12 protein-coding genes and 1 pseudogene are annotated in these 17,114 nt (G+C 70.5%); 6 read left to right on the forward strand and 7 right to left on the reverse strand.

Translation table 11 applies throughout. The annotated features are described in order from the left end of the window. Positions 1-117: 117 nt before the first annotated feature. Together HDA41_RS29925 and HDA41_RS29930 are read right to left on the reverse strand one after the other, a co-directional pair. Complete coding sequence (locus tag HDA41_RS29925; protein ID WP_184989401.1) at positions 118-795, reverse strand: potassium channel family protein; 678 nt, start codon at positions 793-795, stop codon at positions 118-120. Further along, positions 795-1,466 carry a potassium channel family protein gene (locus HDA41_RS29930; protein WP_003993522.1) on the reverse strand — a complete coding sequence of 224 codons (672 nt, stop codon included), beginning with the start codon at positions 1,464-1,466 and terminating at the stop codon, positions 795-797. Before HDA41_RS29930 ends, HDA41_RS29925 begins: the two co-directional genes overlap by 1 nt. Positions 1,467-1,712: 246 nt before the next feature. Here HDA41_RS29930 and HDA41_RS29935 point away from each other — a divergent pair, with 246 nt between their 5' ends. Further along, complete coding sequence (locus HDA41_RS29935; RefSeq protein WP_184989404.1) at positions 1,713-2,633, forward strand: adenosine kinase; 921 nt, start codon at positions 1,713-1,715, stop codon at positions 2,631-2,633. On the opposite strand, the gene HDA41_RS29940 is transcribed toward HDA41_RS29935, so the two are convergent. After that, a complete protein-coding gene (locus tag HDA41_RS29940) occupies positions 2,627-2,875 on the reverse strand; it encodes a hypothetical protein (RefSeq protein WP_184989407.1) in 249 nt (82 codons plus the stop codon). The two genes, HDA41_RS29935 and HDA41_RS29940, sit on opposite strands and share 7 nt — an antisense overlap. Before the next feature lie 338 nt (positions 2,876-3,213). Between HDA41_RS29940 and HDA41_RS29945 the strand changes: the two genes are divergently transcribed. Together HDA41_RS29945 and HDA41_RS29950 are read left to right on the forward strand one after the other, a co-directional pair. Further along, on the forward strand, positions 3,214-5,265 hold the full coding sequence (locus tag HDA41_RS29945; RefSeq protein ID WP_184989410.1) for an APC family permease: 2,052 nt from the start codon (positions 3,214-3,216) through the stop codon (positions 5,263-5,265). 125 nt (positions 5,266-5,390) lie between these two features. Beyond that, entirely contained in the window at positions 5,391-6,719 is a 1,329-nt protein-coding gene (locus HDA41_RS29950; RefSeq protein WP_184989413.1) for a class I SAM-dependent RNA methyltransferase, read from the forward strand. A gap of 30 nt (positions 6,720-6,749) precedes the next feature. On the opposite strand, the gene HDA41_RS29955 is transcribed toward HDA41_RS29950, so the two are convergent. Further along, positions 6,750-7,187, reverse strand: coding sequence for a hypothetical protein (locus HDA41_RS29955; RefSeq protein ID WP_184989416.1), 438 nt, complete (start codon positions 7,185-7,187; stop codon positions 6,750-6,752). Between the two features lie 16 nt (positions 7,188-7,203). Continuing rightward, a complete protein-coding gene (locus tag HDA41_RS29960; protein WP_230299655.1) occupies positions 7,204-11,679 on the reverse strand; it encodes a DUF6531 domain-containing protein in 4,476 nt (1,491 codons plus the stop codon). Between the two features lie 117 nt (positions 11,680-11,796). On the opposite strand from HDA41_RS29960, the gene HDA41_RS29965 reads away from it, so the two are divergent. Next, a complete protein-coding gene (locus tag HDA41_RS29965) occupies positions 11,797-12,990 on the forward strand; it encodes a DUF6183 family protein (RefSeq protein ID WP_230299654.1) in 1,194 nt (397 codons plus the stop codon). Between the two features lie 102 nt (positions 12,991-13,092). Next, on the forward strand, positions 13,093-13,263 hold the full coding sequence (locus HDA41_RS29970) for a hypothetical protein (RefSeq protein ID WP_184989422.1): 171 nt from the start codon (positions 13,093-13,095) through the stop codon (positions 13,261-13,263). 345 nt (positions 13,264-13,608) lie between these two features. Here HDA41_RS29970 and HDA41_RS43025 read toward each other — a convergent pair. Both HDA41_RS43025 and HDA41_RS29975 read right to left on the reverse strand, forming a co-directional pair. Continuing rightward, positions 13,609-13,800 (reverse strand): annotated as a pseudogene (locus HDA41_RS43025) (hypothetical protein); the annotation flags it as partial. Between the two features lie 166 nt (positions 13,801-13,966). Further along, positions 13,967-15,595 carry a helix-turn-helix domain-containing protein gene (locus HDA41_RS29975; protein WP_184989424.1) on the reverse strand — a complete coding sequence of 543 codons (1,629 nt, stop codon included), beginning with the start codon at positions 15,593-15,595 and terminating at the stop codon, positions 13,967-13,969. Positions 15,596-16,067: 472 nt separating this feature from the next. Here HDA41_RS29975 and bdeA point away from each other — a divergent pair, with 472 nt between their 5' ends. Then, entirely contained in the window at positions 16,068-17,006 is a 939-nt protein-coding gene (bdeA, locus tag HDA41_RS29980; RefSeq protein WP_184989427.1) for a bis(hydroxyethyl) terephthalate hydrolase, read from the forward strand. Positions 17,007-17,114: the final 108 nt, after the last annotated feature.

Here is a 17,114-nt window from a genome sequence, read left to right on the forward strand (position 1 = left end):
CCCCAGGGCCTATGCCCACCCGCCGCCCGACGCGGTCGGCCGAGAGGTGAAGCAAGCGGAAGGGGCGTCCCGGAGATCCGGGACGCCCCTTCCTGCTTGTTCCCCGCAGGGACCCGCTCAGCTCGCCGCGCTGTCCCGGCGTACCGACAGCAGGTCCTCCAGCTGCTCCTCACGGGCCTGTGCGGCCACGAAGAGGAGTTCGTCGCCCGCCTCCAGGGAGTCCTCCCGGGAGGGCGTCAGGACGCGGGTGCCGCGGATGATCGTGACCAGGGACGTGTCCTCGGGCCACTCGACGTCCCCGACCTGCGTGCCGGCCAGGGCCGACTCCTCCGGCAGGGTCAGTTCGACCAGGTTGGCGTCGCCGTGGCTGAAGCGGAGCAGGCGGACCAGATCGCCCACGCTCACCGCCTCCTCGACCAGGGCCGACATCAGACGCGGGGTGGAGACGGCGACGTCCACGCCCCAGGACTCGTTGAACAGCCACTCGTTCTTCGGGTTGTTCACCCGGGCGACGACGCGCGGAACGCCGTACTCCGTCTTGGCCAGCAAGGACACGACCAGGTTCACCTTGTCGTCGCCGGTCGCGGCGATGACGACGTTGCAGCGCTGGAGCGCCGCCTCGTCCAGGGACGTGATCTCGCAGGCGTCGGCCAGCAGCCACTCGGCCTGCGGGACGCGTTCGACCGAGATGGCGGTCGGCGCCTTGTCGATGAGCAAGATCTCGTGGCCGTTCTCCAGCAGTTCGCCCGCGATCGAGCGGCCGACGGCGCCGGCTCCGGCAATGGCGACCCTCATCAGTGACCGCCCTCCTCTTCGGGACCCTTGGCGAACGCCGCCTCGACCGTGTCGACCTCGTCGGTGCGCATCATCACGTGCACCAGATCGCCCTCCTGCAACACCGTCTGCGAGGTGGGCAGGACCGCCTCGCCGAGCCGGGTCAGGAACGCCACCCGCACGCCCGTCTCCTCCTGGATCCGGCTGATCTTGTGGCCGACCCAGGCGGTGGAGGTGTGCACCTCGGCGAGCTGGACGCCCCCGGTGGGGTCACGCCACAGCGGCTCGGCGCCCGAGGGGAGCAGGCGGCGCAGCATCTGGTCGGCCGTCCAGCGGACGGTCGCGACGGTGGGGATGCCCAGGCGCTGGTAGACCTCGGCGCGGCGGGGGTCGTAGATGCGGGCGGCGACGTTCTCGATGCCGAACATCTCGCGGGCCACGCGCGCGGCGATGATGTTGGAGTTGTCACCGCTGGAGACGGCGGCGAAGGCGCCGGCCTCCTCGATGCCCGCCTCGCGCAGGGTGTCCTGGTCGAAGCCGACCCCGGTGACCCGGCGGCCGCCGAAGGAGGACCCCAGGCGGCGGAAGGCGGTGGGGTCCTGGTCGACCACGGCGACCGTGTGGCCCTGTTGCTCCAGGTTCTGGGCCAGGGCGGAGCCCACCCTTCCGCAACCCATGATCACAATATGCATCGCGTCACACCGTGCTTCCTACGGGCCCTCTGACCATCATGAATGTCCTGCTCATGTCTCTCTTTCGGCTCGCCAGGCACCACGTCGCGGCCTGAGTGCGGGCCGCCAGGCACCATCATGCCGGTGGAATCACGCCATGATGCCTTCCGGGGCCGGTGCCGCGTTCGACTGCCCGACTCCAACGTATCGGCAAAGTCGAGGGGGTTGCCGAGGGCCCTGCCGCCCTCGGCGGGGGAGGAAGCAGACATGAGTACCGAGATCGACGTCCTCGTCCTGGGCGGCGCGGGCGTGGACACGATCGTGCACGTGCCCGAGCTGCCCGTGCCGTTCGCCGACAGCCACATGATCCGGCCCGGGATCGTGACGCGCGCGGGCCAGAGCGGCGACTTCGTCGCGCTGGCCGCGAGCGCGCTGGGGCTGCGCACGCACCACGTCGACATGCTGGGCGACGACCCCGAGGGCGACCTGGTCCGCGCCCTGCACCGCGATCGCGGTATCGCCCTCACCGCCGTCCCCCAGCCGCTCGGCACCAAGCGCGCGGTCAACCTCGTCGGCCCCGACGGCAGACGGATGTCCCTCTACGACGCCACCCGCTCGGCGGAGACGGACCGGCTGCCCGAGGCCACGCTGCGGGAGCTGGCCGCGGCCAGCCGGCACGCCCATGTCGTCATCACCCAGCCGTGCGCCCATGCGCTGCCCGTCCTGCGCGAGGCGGGCCTCACGATCTCGACCGACCTGCACGACTGGGACGGGTCCGACCCCTACCACGAGCCCTTCGCCCACCAGGCCGATCTCGTCTTCCTGTCCGGCACGGCCCTGGCCGACCCGGAGCGGACCATGCGGCGGATCACCGAGCGGGGCCGGGCCCGGGTCGTCGTCGCCACGGCCGGGGCGGACGGGGCGTACCTGCTGGCCGACGGCGAGCTGACCCACGTACCCGCCGCCACGCCCCCCGCACCCGTCGTCGACTCCAACGGCGCGGGCGACGCCTTCGCCGCCGCGTTCCTCCACGCCTGGCTGAACGGCGCCCCACCCCACCACTGCGCCCTGCACGGCACAGTGGCCGGGGCGTACGCCTGCACGGTCCCGTCGCCCCGGACGGACAGCATCGGGCGGGAGGAACTGCTCGCCGGGGTGGCGGAGCTGGAGCGGGCCCGGGGTCAGTAGCCGGCGGTGCGGTCGAAGCTTGAGCGGTCGTCCAGTGCGAAGCGGACCAGGTCATCCCGTTCGCTCCCGCCCTGCGGTGCCGGCTCGTTTTCCCCGGGCGACTGGGCGGTGGTCGTGGTCGTCTCGCCCTTCGGCGCAGTCGTGCTTTCGCCGTCACCGCCGCACGCGGTCCCCAGAGCGAGTCCGGCGGCCATGGCCGCGGCGGCGAGCACGGATGGGGGTCGGCGATGGTGTCTGTTCATGGCCGAACCCTCCTCGTACCAAACCCTCCTCGTACTCCTATCGCGCGCCGGGCGGCAGCCCTTTGCGGCGGCTGATGCTCCGCACACTCGCCCCCGTGAGGATTCCGAGGACGAACAGTGTGGCTGCGGCGCCGATCAGTTCTGCGGTCGGGTACATGGGGCCTCCAGGGGCGGCGACGGCACGGAGTGGACGGGGCTTAGTCATATAGGCATGGGAACCGGGTGACCTGCGGAATCCGCAGCCGCAGCAGCCCCTGAATTCACTCGGAGAGCAGACGGAACGCCGATGGGGGTGGCGGGTGGGCGAGCCCGCAATCGAACGCTTACGATCCTCTGTTGTGTCCAAACTGACCGACGTGCCCAAACGGATCCTGATCGGGCGCGCACTGCGCAGTGACCGGCTGGGGGAAACACTCCTGCCGAAGCGCATCGCACTACCCGTCTTCGCCTCCGACCCGCTGTCCTCCGTCGCGTACGCGCCGGGGGAGGTGCTGCTGGTCCTGTCGATCGCGGGTGTGACGGCGTACCACTTCAGCCCGTGGATCGCGGTCGCGGTCGTCGTGCTGATGTTCACCGTGGTGGCCTCGTACCGGCAGAACGTGCACGCCTACCCCAGCGGCGGGGGCGACTACGAGGTGGCGAACACCAACCTCGGCCCCAAGGCGGGCCTGACGGTCGCGAGCGCGCTGCTCGTCGACTACGTCCTCACCGTCGCGGTGTCGATCTCCTCCGGCATCGAGAACCTGGGCTCTGCGATCCCGTTCGTGGTCGAGCACAAGGTGCTCTGCGCGATCGGCGTGATCGTGCTGCTCACGCTGATGAACCTGCGCGGCGTGAAGGAGTCGGGCTCGCTCTTCGCGATCCCGACGTACGTCTTCGTCGCGGGCGTCTTCACCATGATCGCCTGGGGCGCCTTCCGCGGACTGGTCCTGGACGACACCATGCGGGCACCGACGGCGGACTACGTCATCAAGCCCGAGCACCAGGGCCTGGCCGGCTTCGCACTGGTCTTCCTGCTGCTGCGCGCCTTCTCCTCCGGCTGCGCCGCGCTCACCGGCGTCGAGGCGATCTCCAACGGAGTCCCGGCCTTCCGCAAGCCCAAGTCCAAGAACGCCGCGAACACACTCGCGTTGATGGGCCTGCTGGCCGTCACCATGTTCTGCGGCATCATCGCGCTGGCCGCCGCGACCGACGTCCGCATGGCCGAGAAGCCGGCCGTCGACCTCTTCCACAACGGTGTCCCGCTCGGCCCGGACTACGTCCAGAACCCGGTGATCTCCCAGGTCGCCGAGGCCGTCTTCGGCAAGGGCAGCTTCCTGTTCCTCGTGCTGGCCGCAGCCACCGCGCTGGTGCTGTTCCTCGCCGCGAACACCGCCTACAACGGCTTCCCGCTGCTCGGCTCGATCCTCGCCCAGGACCGCTACCTGCCGCGCCAGCTGCACACCCGCGGCGACCGCCTCGCCTTCTCCAACGGCATCGTGCTCCTCGCGGGCGCCGCCGGACTGCTGGTGTGGATCTACGGCGCCGACTCCACCCGCCTGATCCAGCTCTACATCGTCGGCGTGTTCGTGTCCTTCACGCTCAGCCAGACCGGCATGGTCCGGCACTGGAACCGCCACCTGGCCGGCGAGCAGGACAAGGCCAAGCGCCGCCACATGGTCCGCTCGCGCGCCATCAACGCCTTCGGCGCCTTCTTCACCGGCCTCGTGCTGGTGGTCGTCCTCGTCACCAAGTTCACGCACGGCGCCTGGGTCGCCCTGCTCGGCATGGTGATCTTCTACGCGACGATGACGGCCATCCGTAAGCACTACGACCGGGTCGCCGAGGAGATCGCCGCCCCCGAGGGGCCGAGCGACGACAGCGTACGGCCGTCCCGCGTCCACTCCGTCGTCCTGATCTCCAAGATCCACCGCCCCGCGCTGCGCGCCCTGGCCTATGCCAAGCTGATGCGCTCGGACACCCTGGAGGCACTGAGCGTCAACGTCGACCCCGCGGAGACCAAGGCGCTGCGCGACGAGTGGGAGCGGCGCGGCATCGACGTACCGCTGAAGGTCCTGGACTCGCCCTACCGCGAGATCACGCGGCCGATCATCGAGTACGTCAAGGGACTGCGCAAGGAGTCGCCGCGGGACGCGGTGTCCGTGATCATCCCCGAGTACGTCGTCGGCCACTGGTACGAGCATCTGCTGCACAACCAGAGCGCCCTGCGGCTGAAGGGCCGGCTGCTGTTCACGCCGGGAATCATGGTGACCTCGGTGCCGTACCAGCTCCAGTCCTCCGAGGCGGCCAAGCGGCGGGCCCGCAGGCAGCAGGAGTGGAACGCGCCGGGTTCGGTGCGGCGGGGGCCGGCGCAGGAGCGGCCGAGGGAGCCCTCGGACCCGAAGGCCTGAGGGCAGCAGGCTGCCTGTGTGGAACGGGCGTGAATCGGCCGGGCGGCACCCACGTAGACTGGTGGGCTGTTGTCCGGCCGTTTTTCTTCGGCCGTTTCCCCTCACGCTTTTGGAGTCACCCCACCATGCAGGCAGAACCGAGGAAGTCGCTGGTGGGGGAGGAGTACGAGGTCGAGATCGGCCCCGTCGCCCACGGCGGCCACTGCATCGCCCGTACGTCCGAGGGCCAGGTGCTGTTCGTCCGGCACGCGCTGCCCGGTGAGCGAGTCGTGGCCCGGGTGACGGAGGGCGAGCAGGGCGCCCGGTTCCTGCGCGCGGACGCGGTGAAGGTGCTGGACGCCTCCAAGGACCGGATCGACGTGCCCTGCCCGTTCGCGGGCCCCGGCCGCTGCGGCGGCTGCGACTGGCAGCACGCCAAGCCGGGCGCGCAGCGGCGCCTGAAGGCCGACGTCATCGCCGAACAGCTCCAGCACCTCGCCGGGCTCACGCCGGAGGAGGCCGGCTGGGACGGCACGGTCGTGCCCGCCGAGGGCGACAAGGTGCCCGCGGGCCAGGTCCCGTCCTGGCGCACCCGCGTCCAGTACGCGGTCACGGCCGACGGCCGCGCGGGCCTGCGCCGGCACCGCTCCCACGAGGTGGAGCCGATCGACCACTGCATGATCGCTGCGGAGGGGGTCAGCGAGCTGGGCATCGAGAAGCGGGTCTGGACCGGCATGGACTCCGTCGAGGCGATCGCGGCGACGGGTTCGCAGGACCGCCAGGTGATCCTCACGCCGAAGCCGGGCGCGCGCCTCCCGCTGGTCGAACTCGACCACCCGGTGTCGGTGCTGCGCGTGGACGAGCGTTCCGGCGGCGTCCACCGTGTCCACGGCCGCCCCTTCGTCCGCGAGCGCGCGGACGGCCGGACGTACCGGGTCGGAGGCGGCGGCTTCTGGCAGGTCCACCCCAAGGCGGCGGACACCCTGGTGACGGCCGTCATGCAGGGTCTCCTGCCCCGCAAGGGCGACATGGCCCTCGACCTCTACTGCGGCGTCGGCCTCTTCGCGGGCGCCCTCGCCGACCGCGTCGGCGAACAGGGCGCGGTCCTCGGCATCGAGTCCGGCAAGCGGGCGGTGGAGGACGCGCGGCACAACCTCGCCGACTTCGACCGTGTGCGTATCGAGCAGGGCAAGGTCGAGAGCGTGTTGCCGCGCACGGGGATCACGGAGGTCGACCTGATCGTGCTTGACCCACCGCGGGCGGGGGCGGGGCGGAAGACGGTGGAGCACCTGGCTTCGCTGGGGGCTCGGCGGATCGCGTATGTGGCCTGCGATCCGGCGGCGTTGGCTCGGGATCTGGGGTACTTCCGGGAGGGCGGGTATCGGGTGCGGATGCTTCGGGCGTTTGATTTGTTTCCGATGACGTCGCACGTGGAGTGCGTGGCGATTCTCGAGCCTGCTGGGAAAGCGTCCTGACGCTCATTTGACGCTGGTTCCGACGGTACGTCAGGTTCGAAGCGTGCCCTCGGTGGAGTGTGTCGGTCGCGCGGTCGCCAACGCGGGGGGTGGGAAGGGGGCCCGCTCCTTCTCGCGGCGGAACGCGTAGGCGATGGCGTGCGCCTCGATGCCCGCCTGGCGGAGGACACCCGTGAGCGGATTGGTGTATCCGGCGAAGTACAGGCGCGCGGCTGGGGGGGGAAGCGTCCGCGCCCCTACGGCGAGGGGTTGCCCGGCCTCGTCGAGTACGCCCAGGGACCCGACCGGGGCGTGCAGGTTGGGCCGGTACCCGGTGGCGGCGATGACCGTGACTCGGGTTCGGCTGTATGCAGCTCCTGCAGAGAGGGAGCTCCGGGTTGCGACCCAGTTGAGGTCGACTTCCTTGGGCGTTTCACCGGCCAGGGCGCCACAGGCGGAGGATGCCGGCGGCTCAGCGAGCGTGTGCACGCCCCGACCGGCCCTCTCACACCGGATACGCCGTATGAATATGGCCGTCGCGGATCACGACTTCGACGTCTCTGGTCTCCCGTCCGCTGCCGTTGATGCCCACGGGCTCACCGTGTTCGAAGCGGTGCAGGTGGCTGTCCTGCCCTGCCCTGGCGCGCGGGTTGGGTATGGCAGGGGTTCCGTCGACGCCCTCGCGGAGCCGTCGGCCCAGGACGAAGTCGTCGCCCTCCCAGAAGAAGTCCTCGTAGAACTCACCGGGCAGTGAGGGTTCCGGCCCGGTGGGGTCGGCGTTCTCCCGCACGCGGTCCTGGGCGCCGGGGCCGTGCTGGCCCTCGATGTGGGCCTCGCGTTCCTCCGTGATGCCGTGCCTGCTGCTTTCGCAGCTGACCAGTCCCCACGGGTCGGTCCAGCGAAGCGGGTCGGGGACGTAGCCGTGGTGGTTCGGTGCGGGGGCGAGGCCCAGTGGGTCGGGGCTGATGTAGCGGGCGTTCTCGGGGTCGTAGTAGCGGCGGAAGTTGTAGTGGAGGCCGGTCTCGGGGTCGTGGTACTGGCCCGGGAAGCGGAGGGGGCAGTCGACCGGGCCCGCGGAGCCGCCTACAGGTGTGCCCCACAGCGTGGTGCGTGCCCGCCAGGCGATCCGGCCTCCTTCGTCGACCAGTTCGGTGGGGGTACCGACCAAGTCGGTGACGATGGCGTAGAAGCGGCGGTCGACCTCGTCCTGGTCGAACTGAAGCAGCGCACGATTGGTGCCGGGAGCCCATTCCCAGCTTCTGGTGGGACCGTCGGCGGAGCTGCTCTCTTCCACCAGGTGGGAACCGTCCCAGGTGAAGACGGTCTCCTCGATCGGTCGTCCGGTGTCGGACAGCAGGCGTTTGGCGACCCGACGACCGAGACCGTCGTAGACGTACGCCCAACGACGCCCGTCGGGGGTCGTGACCCGTGTGAGCCGGTCCTCGGCGTCCCACGCGTAGGTCCATTCCCGCGTTCCCCCGGACAGCAGCTTGCGCACCTGCCGGACGAGGCGCCCCTGTGCGTCGTGGACGTAGGTGGTGTGGCCGACCCTGCGTAGGAGTGTGCCGTCGTGGACCCGTTCTCCCTCGGGGCCTTCCGGCGCGTCCGCCCGGCTGACGTTGCCCGCCGCGTCGTAGGCATAGCGCTCGGACCACCCGGTGGCCGAGACCGCTTCCACCCTGCCGAGACGATCACGGCTGAATCGGCGGATGCCGTAGGTCTGGTCCTCGATGGCGGTCAGGCCGCCGTCCTGTCCGTACGAGTACGAGCGGTGCAGCAGGGCCTCGTCCGGCGAACCTGTGTCGGAGGCGGCTCGCCCGAGAACCGTCTGCGCGGTCAGACGGTGGCCGGCATCCCACTCCTGGGACAGTACCGCCGTCTCCCCGAGCCGCCGCTCGATCTCGTGGCCCGAAGCCCCGTACGCGAAGGACAACGCGTGGTCGGCGAGGCGGACCCGGGTGGGGCGGTTGTTCGCGTCCCATTCCCAGCGACTTACGGCGCCTGACGGAGTCCGGCGTTCCACCCGCCGGCCGAGTATGTCGTACGTCGTGTGCACCGCGCGGCCGTTGCACTCCTCGACGACGACACGGCCCACCGCGTCGCGTGCGAGCGTGAGTGTGGTGTCGGGGGTGACCGCTGCGACCAGCTGGCCGGCCAAGTCGTAGGTGAAGGCCGCGATCGCCTCGCCGGAGTGCCGCTCCACGACCCGTCCGCACGCGTCGCGCACATAGGTGGTGATCTCGCCCGCACCGTTGGTGCGCCGGATCAGACGGCCCGCGGCATCGTAGTCGTAGGAAACGGCACGGCCGTTGAAGTCCACTTCGCGGACGAGACGGCCCGCCGGGTCGTACGCGTACGACCACACCGCACCCGACGCGCTCGTCACGGACGTGAGCCGCAGCTCGGTGTCGTACGCGAACCACGTCGTCGAGCCGTCCGCCTCCGTCCGGGTGCGGAGCCGGTCGAAGTGGGTGAAGGTGTGGGTCGTGCTCCGGCCGTCGTGGCCGGTGTAGCGGACGATGTTGCCCTCACCGTCGTAGGACCAGCTCTCGGTGCTGCCGTCGGCCATGACCCGCTCGGCGGGGTAGCCCTCCACCGTCCATGTGGTGCGGGTCGTCGCTCCGGCGGCGTCGACGGTGCCGACGATGCGGCCGAAGGCGTCGCGGGTGACGCGAGACGTACCGCCCAGTGGCGCGGTGACGGAGTCGGGCAGCCCCAGCGGCCCCGGCTGGACACGGTGGGTCGCTCCCAGGGCGTTGGTGACGCCGAGCAGACCACCAGAGGCGTCATAGGCGTAGGTGGTGACGGCACCGTCGGCGTCGACGGTCGCTGCCGGGTGGCCCTGCTCGTCGTACGCGTAGCCACGCCTGCCGCCGGTCGGCAGGGTGATCCACAGGGGACAGTCGAAGGCGTCGTACTCGCATGTGGTGACGGCGCCGTCGGGCCGCACGACAGAAACGAGGTTGCCGCGCTCGTCGTAGCCGAAACGGGAGGTGTGGCCCAGAGGATTCGTCCGTGAGAGCAGCCGGTTGTACGCGTCCCACTCGGCATAGGTGGTGTTGCCGAGCGGGTCGGTTTGGGCGACGACCTGCCGGCGCTCGTTGTACCGGTAGGTCGTGGTGTGGCCCAGCGAGTCGGTGTAGCGCGTCTCGCGTCCTGCCGGGTCGTAGGCGATGGAGCAGGACAGGAAACCGTCGGCGCCTTCGCCTCGTATGCACCGGTCCTGGTCGTCGTAGGTGAAGCGGTACCAGGTGCCGTTGCGGTCGGTCCAGGAAGTGATGCGGCCCTGGACGTCGTAGGTGTACCTGAGCGGATGGCCGCTGGAGTTGTAGATCTCGTCGAGGTGCCCGTCGGGGCTGTAGCCGTAGCGCAGCAGGGTCGTTCCGTCGGGCCCGGCCTCCTCGTTGCGCAGCCGCAGCCGGACGACCCGGTCGCCCTCGGTGTCGATGTGCAGGTGGCGGCCCCCGGAGTCGCGGACGGCGGTGGGGGCGCCGGAGTCGTCCCGGTCGATGTCGATGCGCCGTCCGTCGCGGTCGGTCACCGCGGCCAGGGGCAGGGTGAACGCCTCGTGCGCGGCGACAGGTTTGGCGAGCGGGGCGAAGTGGCGAATGCGTCCCGTGGCCGGGTCGGTGATGCGGATGGGGGTGTCGGGCGCGCCGTCCCAGTCCAGCGGCCAGCGCGGGCCCTCCGCCGGCATGACCGAGATACCGGGTGCGGGCACGGGATACACGAGGATCATGCCGTCGTCAGCGGCGAAGACGACGCCCTCCCCGTCCAGTTCGAGACGCTCGTCGAGCGTCGAGGCCCAGGACGGACCGAACCACTTGCCCCAGTTGTACGTCGAGAGATGCGTACGACGCAGCGCGAGCGGAAGGAGCCCGGGAAGCTCCACGTCGGTCTCCTCCACGAGCATTTCGCCGGAGACCATGTCGACGGGATCGCCGTTCTTGCACCGCCCCTTGGCCGGCTTGCTCTTGCCGACGGCGTCGTCGGCCCCCTTGCGCAGACCCCTTCCGAGTCCCTTGGCCATCGCCTTGAGGCCACCCTTGCCCAGGGCTTTCATCCCCGCGGCGAGCTTGCCGAGTGTGGTGAGTCCCTTGACGCCCGGTATGCAGTCCAGTGCCGCGAATCCCACGTCCCACAGGGATGCTTGGCCTTTGGAGTATTTGTTGAGTGTGTCGGCGAGGACGACGAGGGCTGCTACGACGACGATCGCGGCCAGGATCGGCCCGCCGATGATCATCGCGATGACGCCGACCACCGCGACGACGACCTTGCAGACCGCGACGATGGTGTCCCAGTTGTCGGTGAACCAGTCACCGATGTCCTCCCACCACGACCGGTTCTGGATGCCGGCGTCGGACGCCTCGTCGATCTTGTTCTTGGCCTCGCGGGCGGCGTCCTCGCGCATTTTGCGCGCGTCCTCGGCCATCTTCTTCGCCGCGTCCAGCGCACTCTGGGCGTTGTCGACGGCCGACTGCGCGTTCGTCTGCGCCGTCTTGGCGTGCTGGACGTCCCGCGTGGCCGCCCGTACCTTCGCCTCGTCCGGCTTGTCCGCGTCCGACTTGCTGCCGGTCGGGTCGTCCTCGTACTTGTCGGCCTCCTTCGAGGCCCGGGTCACCCAGGAATCGGCCGAAGAGAGCTTCGACTGCGCCGAGGACAGGTCCTCACGGGCCTCCCGCGCCTTCACCAGCGCCCTGTCCGCCAGAGCCTGGGCGCGCTCCAGCTTCGGCCAGAAGTCAGCGAGGGCGTCGCCGCACATCCCGTACGACTTCTCCAGCTTCTTCAAGTTCTTCGGGACGCCCGAGAACTCCTCCTTGAAGACCGTGGCCGACTTGCCCGCCCACTCCGCGAGTGTGCTCTCTCCCGCCATGCCCTTGACCAGACGCAGAGCGTCGGAGACGTCGTCGGCGAAGTCGTGCAGGATCTTGGCGAGCTTGCGCACCCGCTCCGGATCACCGGGGGTCGGATCCTTGTCCAAGTCCAGGACATGCCAATCCGTCGGCCGGTGTCCCACGTTCTTCCCCCGTCACATCGCTCCACCAAGGCACGTATGCCTCAGCAAAGTTACTTGATCTCCTGCTCGTAGACTCGGAGCGTGAGCCACAACCAAGTGACGCCCGGTGACGACCCTTCTGATCGACCTCCTTGGGAGTGGTCCGGACCAGAGTTGCAGCATCTGGCCGAGCGCAGGCCGGAGGAACTGTACGCAGCGGCGGAGCAGTTGTGTCGGCGAGCGTCCGCCGAGGAGCCCGGCGGGGCCTCTGCGGCGCGGGCCGCCGGGCGGATCGCCGAGACCCTCGCCGACACGCGCTCGAGGGACTGTGCGACGTTTGCCGTGGACATCGTGGGCCGGCTGCTGCCCCTCGAGACCATGGATCGGGTGGAAGCCGATCGGTTGCTGCGCTCGGTGGCCGCGAAGCTGGTCAAGGCTCAGCAGCTGCGGGACCTTGAGCCTGTGTTCGGCGAGTTGCCGGACGGAATCCGGAGTCCGGCGGTGGAGCTTAGGGCCTGTCTCCTCGGAGAGTTGGCGCTGATCGGCTCAGGGGCCGGTCGGCACACCTTGGAGGCGTACGCCGAAAGGCTGCGTGAGCTGGGGCACCCGCTGGCTCGGCTGCCCGGGACGCGACTGGACATCGAGCATCGCTTCACGGTTCGCGTCCGGGGCCTGGGGTCGATCAAGACGCCGAAGCAGCTCCGGTCGCGTTTCCCGGAGGTTCCCTCGACCGACAGCGGTGCCGTCGCGGGCCGCAGGGCCAGTGACACACGTGACGACGGGCGGGCGAAGGCGGCTGCCCGGCCATTCACGGCCGGCGGATGGGCCTGTGAGCCCGAGGCACGGTTCTTCACGTTGCCGAGCCCGCTCAGCACTGAGGACTTCGGCATGTCCTTCATCAAGGAACTGTCCCTGCGCTGTCTGGCAGGCGAAGGCAGGCGCCGGGGCAGCGCGCTCGCCTGCGCGACGACACCCGACGAAGTGCTCAACGAACTCTTCTCGGCCTCGTACAGTGGCGGAGTGAACGGCCAGGGACAGGGCGGCGCGTACGCGCGGCTGTATGCCTGGGACAGTCTGTACGCGCTCATGGGGCTGCCCGCAGGCGTACCGTTCCTGGAAGCGGTACGGCAGGCCACAGATCACCGGTGGCTGCGGTTCATGGCGTTCACGGACTGGTTCCACCACGACACGTCGGACGCGGCCTTCGCCGTACTCGATCCCACCCACACTCGGGTCGCGGTGCTGGCGGCGACCGATACCGACGTCGACCGTGATGGCCTCGGGTCGTCACGGTGAAGACATGGCTCTCCGGTTTGACGCCGTGGTCAGGCAGCTGATCGACGTCCACGAGGAAGCCGTCCCCGGCACCTTTCTCGACGTGACTCGCGCGGTTGTCTCGTGAAGGATGCCGACCAGCTGGCCCTGTGGGGCGCCCTGCTGACGGGCACGAACCCACGCCTGGGCCGCCCCGTGCTGCTGCGCCGCCACGAACGCCGCAGCCTGCACGGCTGGGCGCAGCTCGGCGACATCTTCCACACGGAGGGCCGCCTGGATCGTCTCCCGAGCTGACCGGCGGCTGGCCGCTGCTGGTCGGCCGGGCACACTGCCTGCACGGCGAACTGGGCGACCCCGATGAGGTGCTGCGCCGTTTGGCCGGCCTGCGCACCGACCAGGCCGAGGCCCGCGTTTTCGCCGAGGCGACCGGTGCGTACGCGGACCGCTGCTCGCGACCGAATGCCGGGCTCTGGACGACGAGTTCGAGGAGGACACGTTCGACCTGGAGGGCGCGGTGACCGCCATTGCGGTCTGGATCGAGGACGAGGACATGACTCCACCATGGTGGCCGGAGAAATGGCGCGGCTCGTGATGTGCGAGCTGGTGTCCAGAGTGAGCGCAGGCGGGCTCGCGCAGGGGGTCGTTGCGCAGGCCCTCGTGCAGGACGGTGCGGTACACAGCCATGGGCCGGCGGGGCTTGCCCAGGTCGTACGAGGTCCTCCAGGACCAGGCCATGTGCAGCGGCAGCTCCACGACCCCTTGGATCGGGCCGTGCAACTCGTCCAGCGACTTCGGCAGGCGCCGCCGGAACTTCTCCCGGTACAGCGCCAGGTCCTCGGCGACCGCGCCCGTTTTGCGGTGGCAGGTGCGGGCTTGGTGTCGTCGGCGGCGCCAGTGGGGCCGGTGCAGGAGGTGGTGCCGGCTTCTGAAGGTGCTCCGGGGAGCGACCACGTCCGCCGAGCGGCTGCCGGTCAGGCGTCCCGGCCCCTGCCCCCGGTCAGACGTTCTCGCCCCCGCTGCCGCCGCTCCGTTCTGCTCGGTCGCCGTTCATCAGCAGTGCCAGCTCGACCCGTGAGCGGACGTCCAGCTGGCTGAAGATGTTGCGCAGGTGGTGGTCCACGGTGCGAGGGCTGAGCGACAGTCGCGCGGCCACTTCGCGGTTCGTGGCGCCCGACGCCACCAGGCCCGCCACGCGCTGTTGTTGCGGAGTCAGCCGCCCGAGAGCGCTGACGTCGTCGCCGGCTGCGCTGTCCCCGGCGGCCCGCAGCTCGGACCGTGTTCGCTTCTCCCACAGCAGGGCGCCGCAGCGTTCGAAGCCGACCAGGGCGGCCCGCAGTTGCTGCCGGGCCTCCAGGGGCCTGCGCCGGCGGCGCAGCCACATGCCGTAGGACAGGAGCGTGCGGGCGTGCTCGAACTGGCCGTCGACGGCCTCGTGTTGCGCCAGAGCCCGCTGGTACAGAGTGTCGCAGTCCTCTTCCCGTGCCGTCAGGGCTCGGAGGCGGGTCAGTTGGGCCACGGCCTGTGGATCGGCGCCCAGGGCGGCCCACTCGGCGTACAGGTCGACCATGTCGGTGACGTCCTCGTCCAGTCCCGCCAGGACCGTCGCCTCTACGAGGCACGGCACCGCGAGCATCCACAGGCCGAAGTGCCCGCGCCGGGGGCCCGGTCGCAGTAGCGGCGCGAGACGGATCGCGGCCTGTTCGGCCCGGCCGTGGCCCAGGTCGGCACGGGCGCGGGCCCACTCCGCCATGGTGCTCACCTGGAGCAGCCCATGCGGCCGGGCGACCGACAGGGCGGCCTTGGCGTGGTGTTCGGTGGCGGAGTCGGCACCCACCAGGGAGAAGACCAGTGCCAGCAGGGCGTGGTGTTGCGCGCCGATGTTGCGCTGACCGAGCCGGCGGGCGGCACGGAGGCCTTCCTCGGCGTGGGCACGGGCCTGGTGGTGGAAGCCGGCGCGCAGTTCGGCGTAGGCCAGGAACTCCAGGATGCGGGCGGTCGGCCCGGACACGCCCTGGGCGCCGGCGGCCGCCAGGGCCCGGCCGAGCAGGCGCCGCGCGGCGGCGATGTCGCCCAGCACCAGCGCCGCGCGGCCCGCGTACAGCAGGGCGTCCGGCTGCTGTGTGCGCGCCGCGGCGGCGAGCAGCGGCTCCAGCTCCTGCGCCGCCCGGGCGAAGTCGACCAGCACGACGTGGCGCATGCCCGCCCGGAAGGCACCCCACGGTGCCGCCGCGGCGCTCGTGCCCTCGGGGGGTCCGGTCGGCGGCGTCTCGTCCGCGGTGCGTTCCAGCGTCTGGAGGTAAGCCGTGAGGTCGCCGGCGGCCCAGGCTGCTTCCGCCGCCGCCGCAAGGGCTTGTTCCGCGCCCTCCACGTCGTGCGAGCCCAACGACTCGGCCGCGAGCAGCAGGGTCTGGTGGGCATCGGCCACGGGGCCGTCGCTCAACAGGAGCAGGCCCCGCCGCAGTTCGGCCCGGGCGCGCAGCGCTGCGTTGTCACCGGCCGTGCTGTGGGCGGCGGCCACGAGCAGGGCAAGAGCGCGGCGGGTCTGCCCGCCGCGGCGAGCGCGCTCGGCGGCCTTGAACAGCTGGGAGGCCCGGTCGCCGCCCGTGTCGGCTGTCTGGTCGTACATGTTCACTGCCGCTTCCTGTCTTACGTTTCCGGAGCGTAACAGAGGGTTTGAAGACATCCTGGAGGGGATCGGTTGGTCGAACAGCGCAGAAGTGCGCAGCCCGGGCAGCCGATTCACAGACAAGTAAGGGAGGGCGGCCGAGAGTGCCGCGGCCGTGTGCTTGCTGAGTGTGAGCTGTGAGACCGGTGATTCCACCGATGCGCAGGATTGTCCCGGCTCTTACGCTGGGCCCGGCCGTCGTCCCGGGGTGGCCCCGGGAACCGGCCGCAGGTGTGTCCGATCAGGAGTGCCCCACGCTCCTGCCGTCCCCATACGGCCCGGACGCCTACCCGATCCACGTACCACCGTCCTCCTCGACCTCCATGACGACACGGTTCACGGCCGACGACACGTGTCAACTGCCGTTGGGCGCCCGGCTCCCGGGACCGCACGCGCACCCGCCGTCAGGGGGCGAGGCGAGAGGAAACCGCTCATGCAGGCAACTCCCCAGTCGTCCACACCCGCCCCGGAGAACGGCGCGGCGCGGCACCGCCGTCGGTCCCGCGGCCCGATCCTGGGTCTCCTCGCGTCCGCGGCGGCGCTGGCCGGCCTGGCGACCATGCTCACCGGCGGCGCGAACGCCGCCGAGAACCCCTACGAGCGTGGTCCGGCCCCCACCGTGGCCAGTGTGACGGCCACGCGCGGTGCGTACGCGGTCTCCGAGACCAGGGTCTCCCAGTTCAGCGTGTCCGGGTTCGGCGGTGGCACGATCTACTACCCGACCAGCACCGACGACGGCACGTTCGGCGCCGTGGCGATCTCCCCGGGGTACACCGAGCGCCAGTCCTCGATCGCCTGGCTGGGGCCGCGGCTCGCCTCCCAGGGCTTCGTGGTGTTCACCATCGACACCAACACCACCTCGGACCAGCCGGCCTCCCGCGGTGACCAGTTGCTGGCCGCGCTCGACTACCTCACGAAGACCAGCAGCGTCCGCAGTCGAGTGGACAGCACGCGGCTCGGGGTCATGGGCCACTCGATGGGCGGCGGCGGCACGCTGGAGGCGGCCAAGGACCGGCCCTCGCTCAAGGCCGCCATTCCGCTCACCGCGTGGAACCTGGACAAGAACTGGCCGGAGATCCAGACGCCCACCCTCATCGTCGGAGCGGACGGCGACACCGTCGCCCCGGTCCGCTCGCACTCCGAACCGTTCTACGCGAGCCTGCCGTCCTCGCTGGATCGGGCGTACCTGGAGCTGAACAACGCCAACCACCTGACGCCGAACATGTCGAACACGACGATCGCGAAGTACAGCATCAGCTGGCTGAAGCGGTTCATCGACAACGACACCCGCTACGAGCGGTTCCTGTGCCCGTTGCCGCAGCCGAGCTCGTCGATCGCGGAGTACCGGGGCAACTGCCCGCACACCGCGTGACCCCGGTCGCCGCCCGCCGGCCCGGTGCGACCGCTCAGAACGGATATTCCGGATCGTCTCGTCCCCTACCCACAGCGACGCCAAAGGGTGCGCCGAGTACCCGGAGGA

Origin of the sequence: Streptomyces caelestis, assembly GCF_014205255.1 — a bacterium.
GTDB classification, from domain to species: domain Bacteria; phylum Actinomycetota; class Actinomycetes; order Streptomycetales; family Streptomycetaceae; genus Streptomyces; species Streptomyces caelestis.

Excerpts from the sequence above, each read along its gene's own strand:
- HDA41_RS29925 (WP_184989401.1), bottom strand. The coding sequence starts at position 795 with ATGAGGGTCGCCATTGCCGGAGCCGGCGCCGTCGGCCGCTCGATCGCG.
- HDA41_RS29930 (WP_003993522.1), bottom strand. The coding sequence starts at position 1,466 with ATGCATATTGTGATCATGGGTTGCGGAAGGGTGGGCTCCGCCCTGGCC.
- HDA41_RS29935 (WP_184989404.1), top strand. The coding sequence starts at position 1,713 with ATGAGTACCGAGATCGACGTCCTCGTCCTGGGCGGCGCGGGCGTGGAC.
- HDA41_RS29940 (WP_184989407.1), bottom strand. The coding sequence starts at position 2,875 with ATGAACAGACACCATCGCCGACCCCCATCCGTGCTCGCCGCCGCGGCC.
- HDA41_RS29950 (WP_184989413.1), top strand. The coding sequence starts at position 5,391 with ATGCAGGCAGAACCGAGGAAGTCGCTGGTGGGGGAGGAGTACGAGGTC.
- HDA41_RS29975 (WP_184989424.1), bottom strand. The coding sequence starts at position 15,595 with ATGTACGACCAGACAGCCGACACGGGCGGCGACCGGGCCTCCCAGCTG.
- bdeA (WP_184989427.1), top strand. The coding sequence starts at position 16,068 with ATGCAGGCAACTCCCCAGTCGTCCACACCCGCCCCGGAGAACGGCGCG.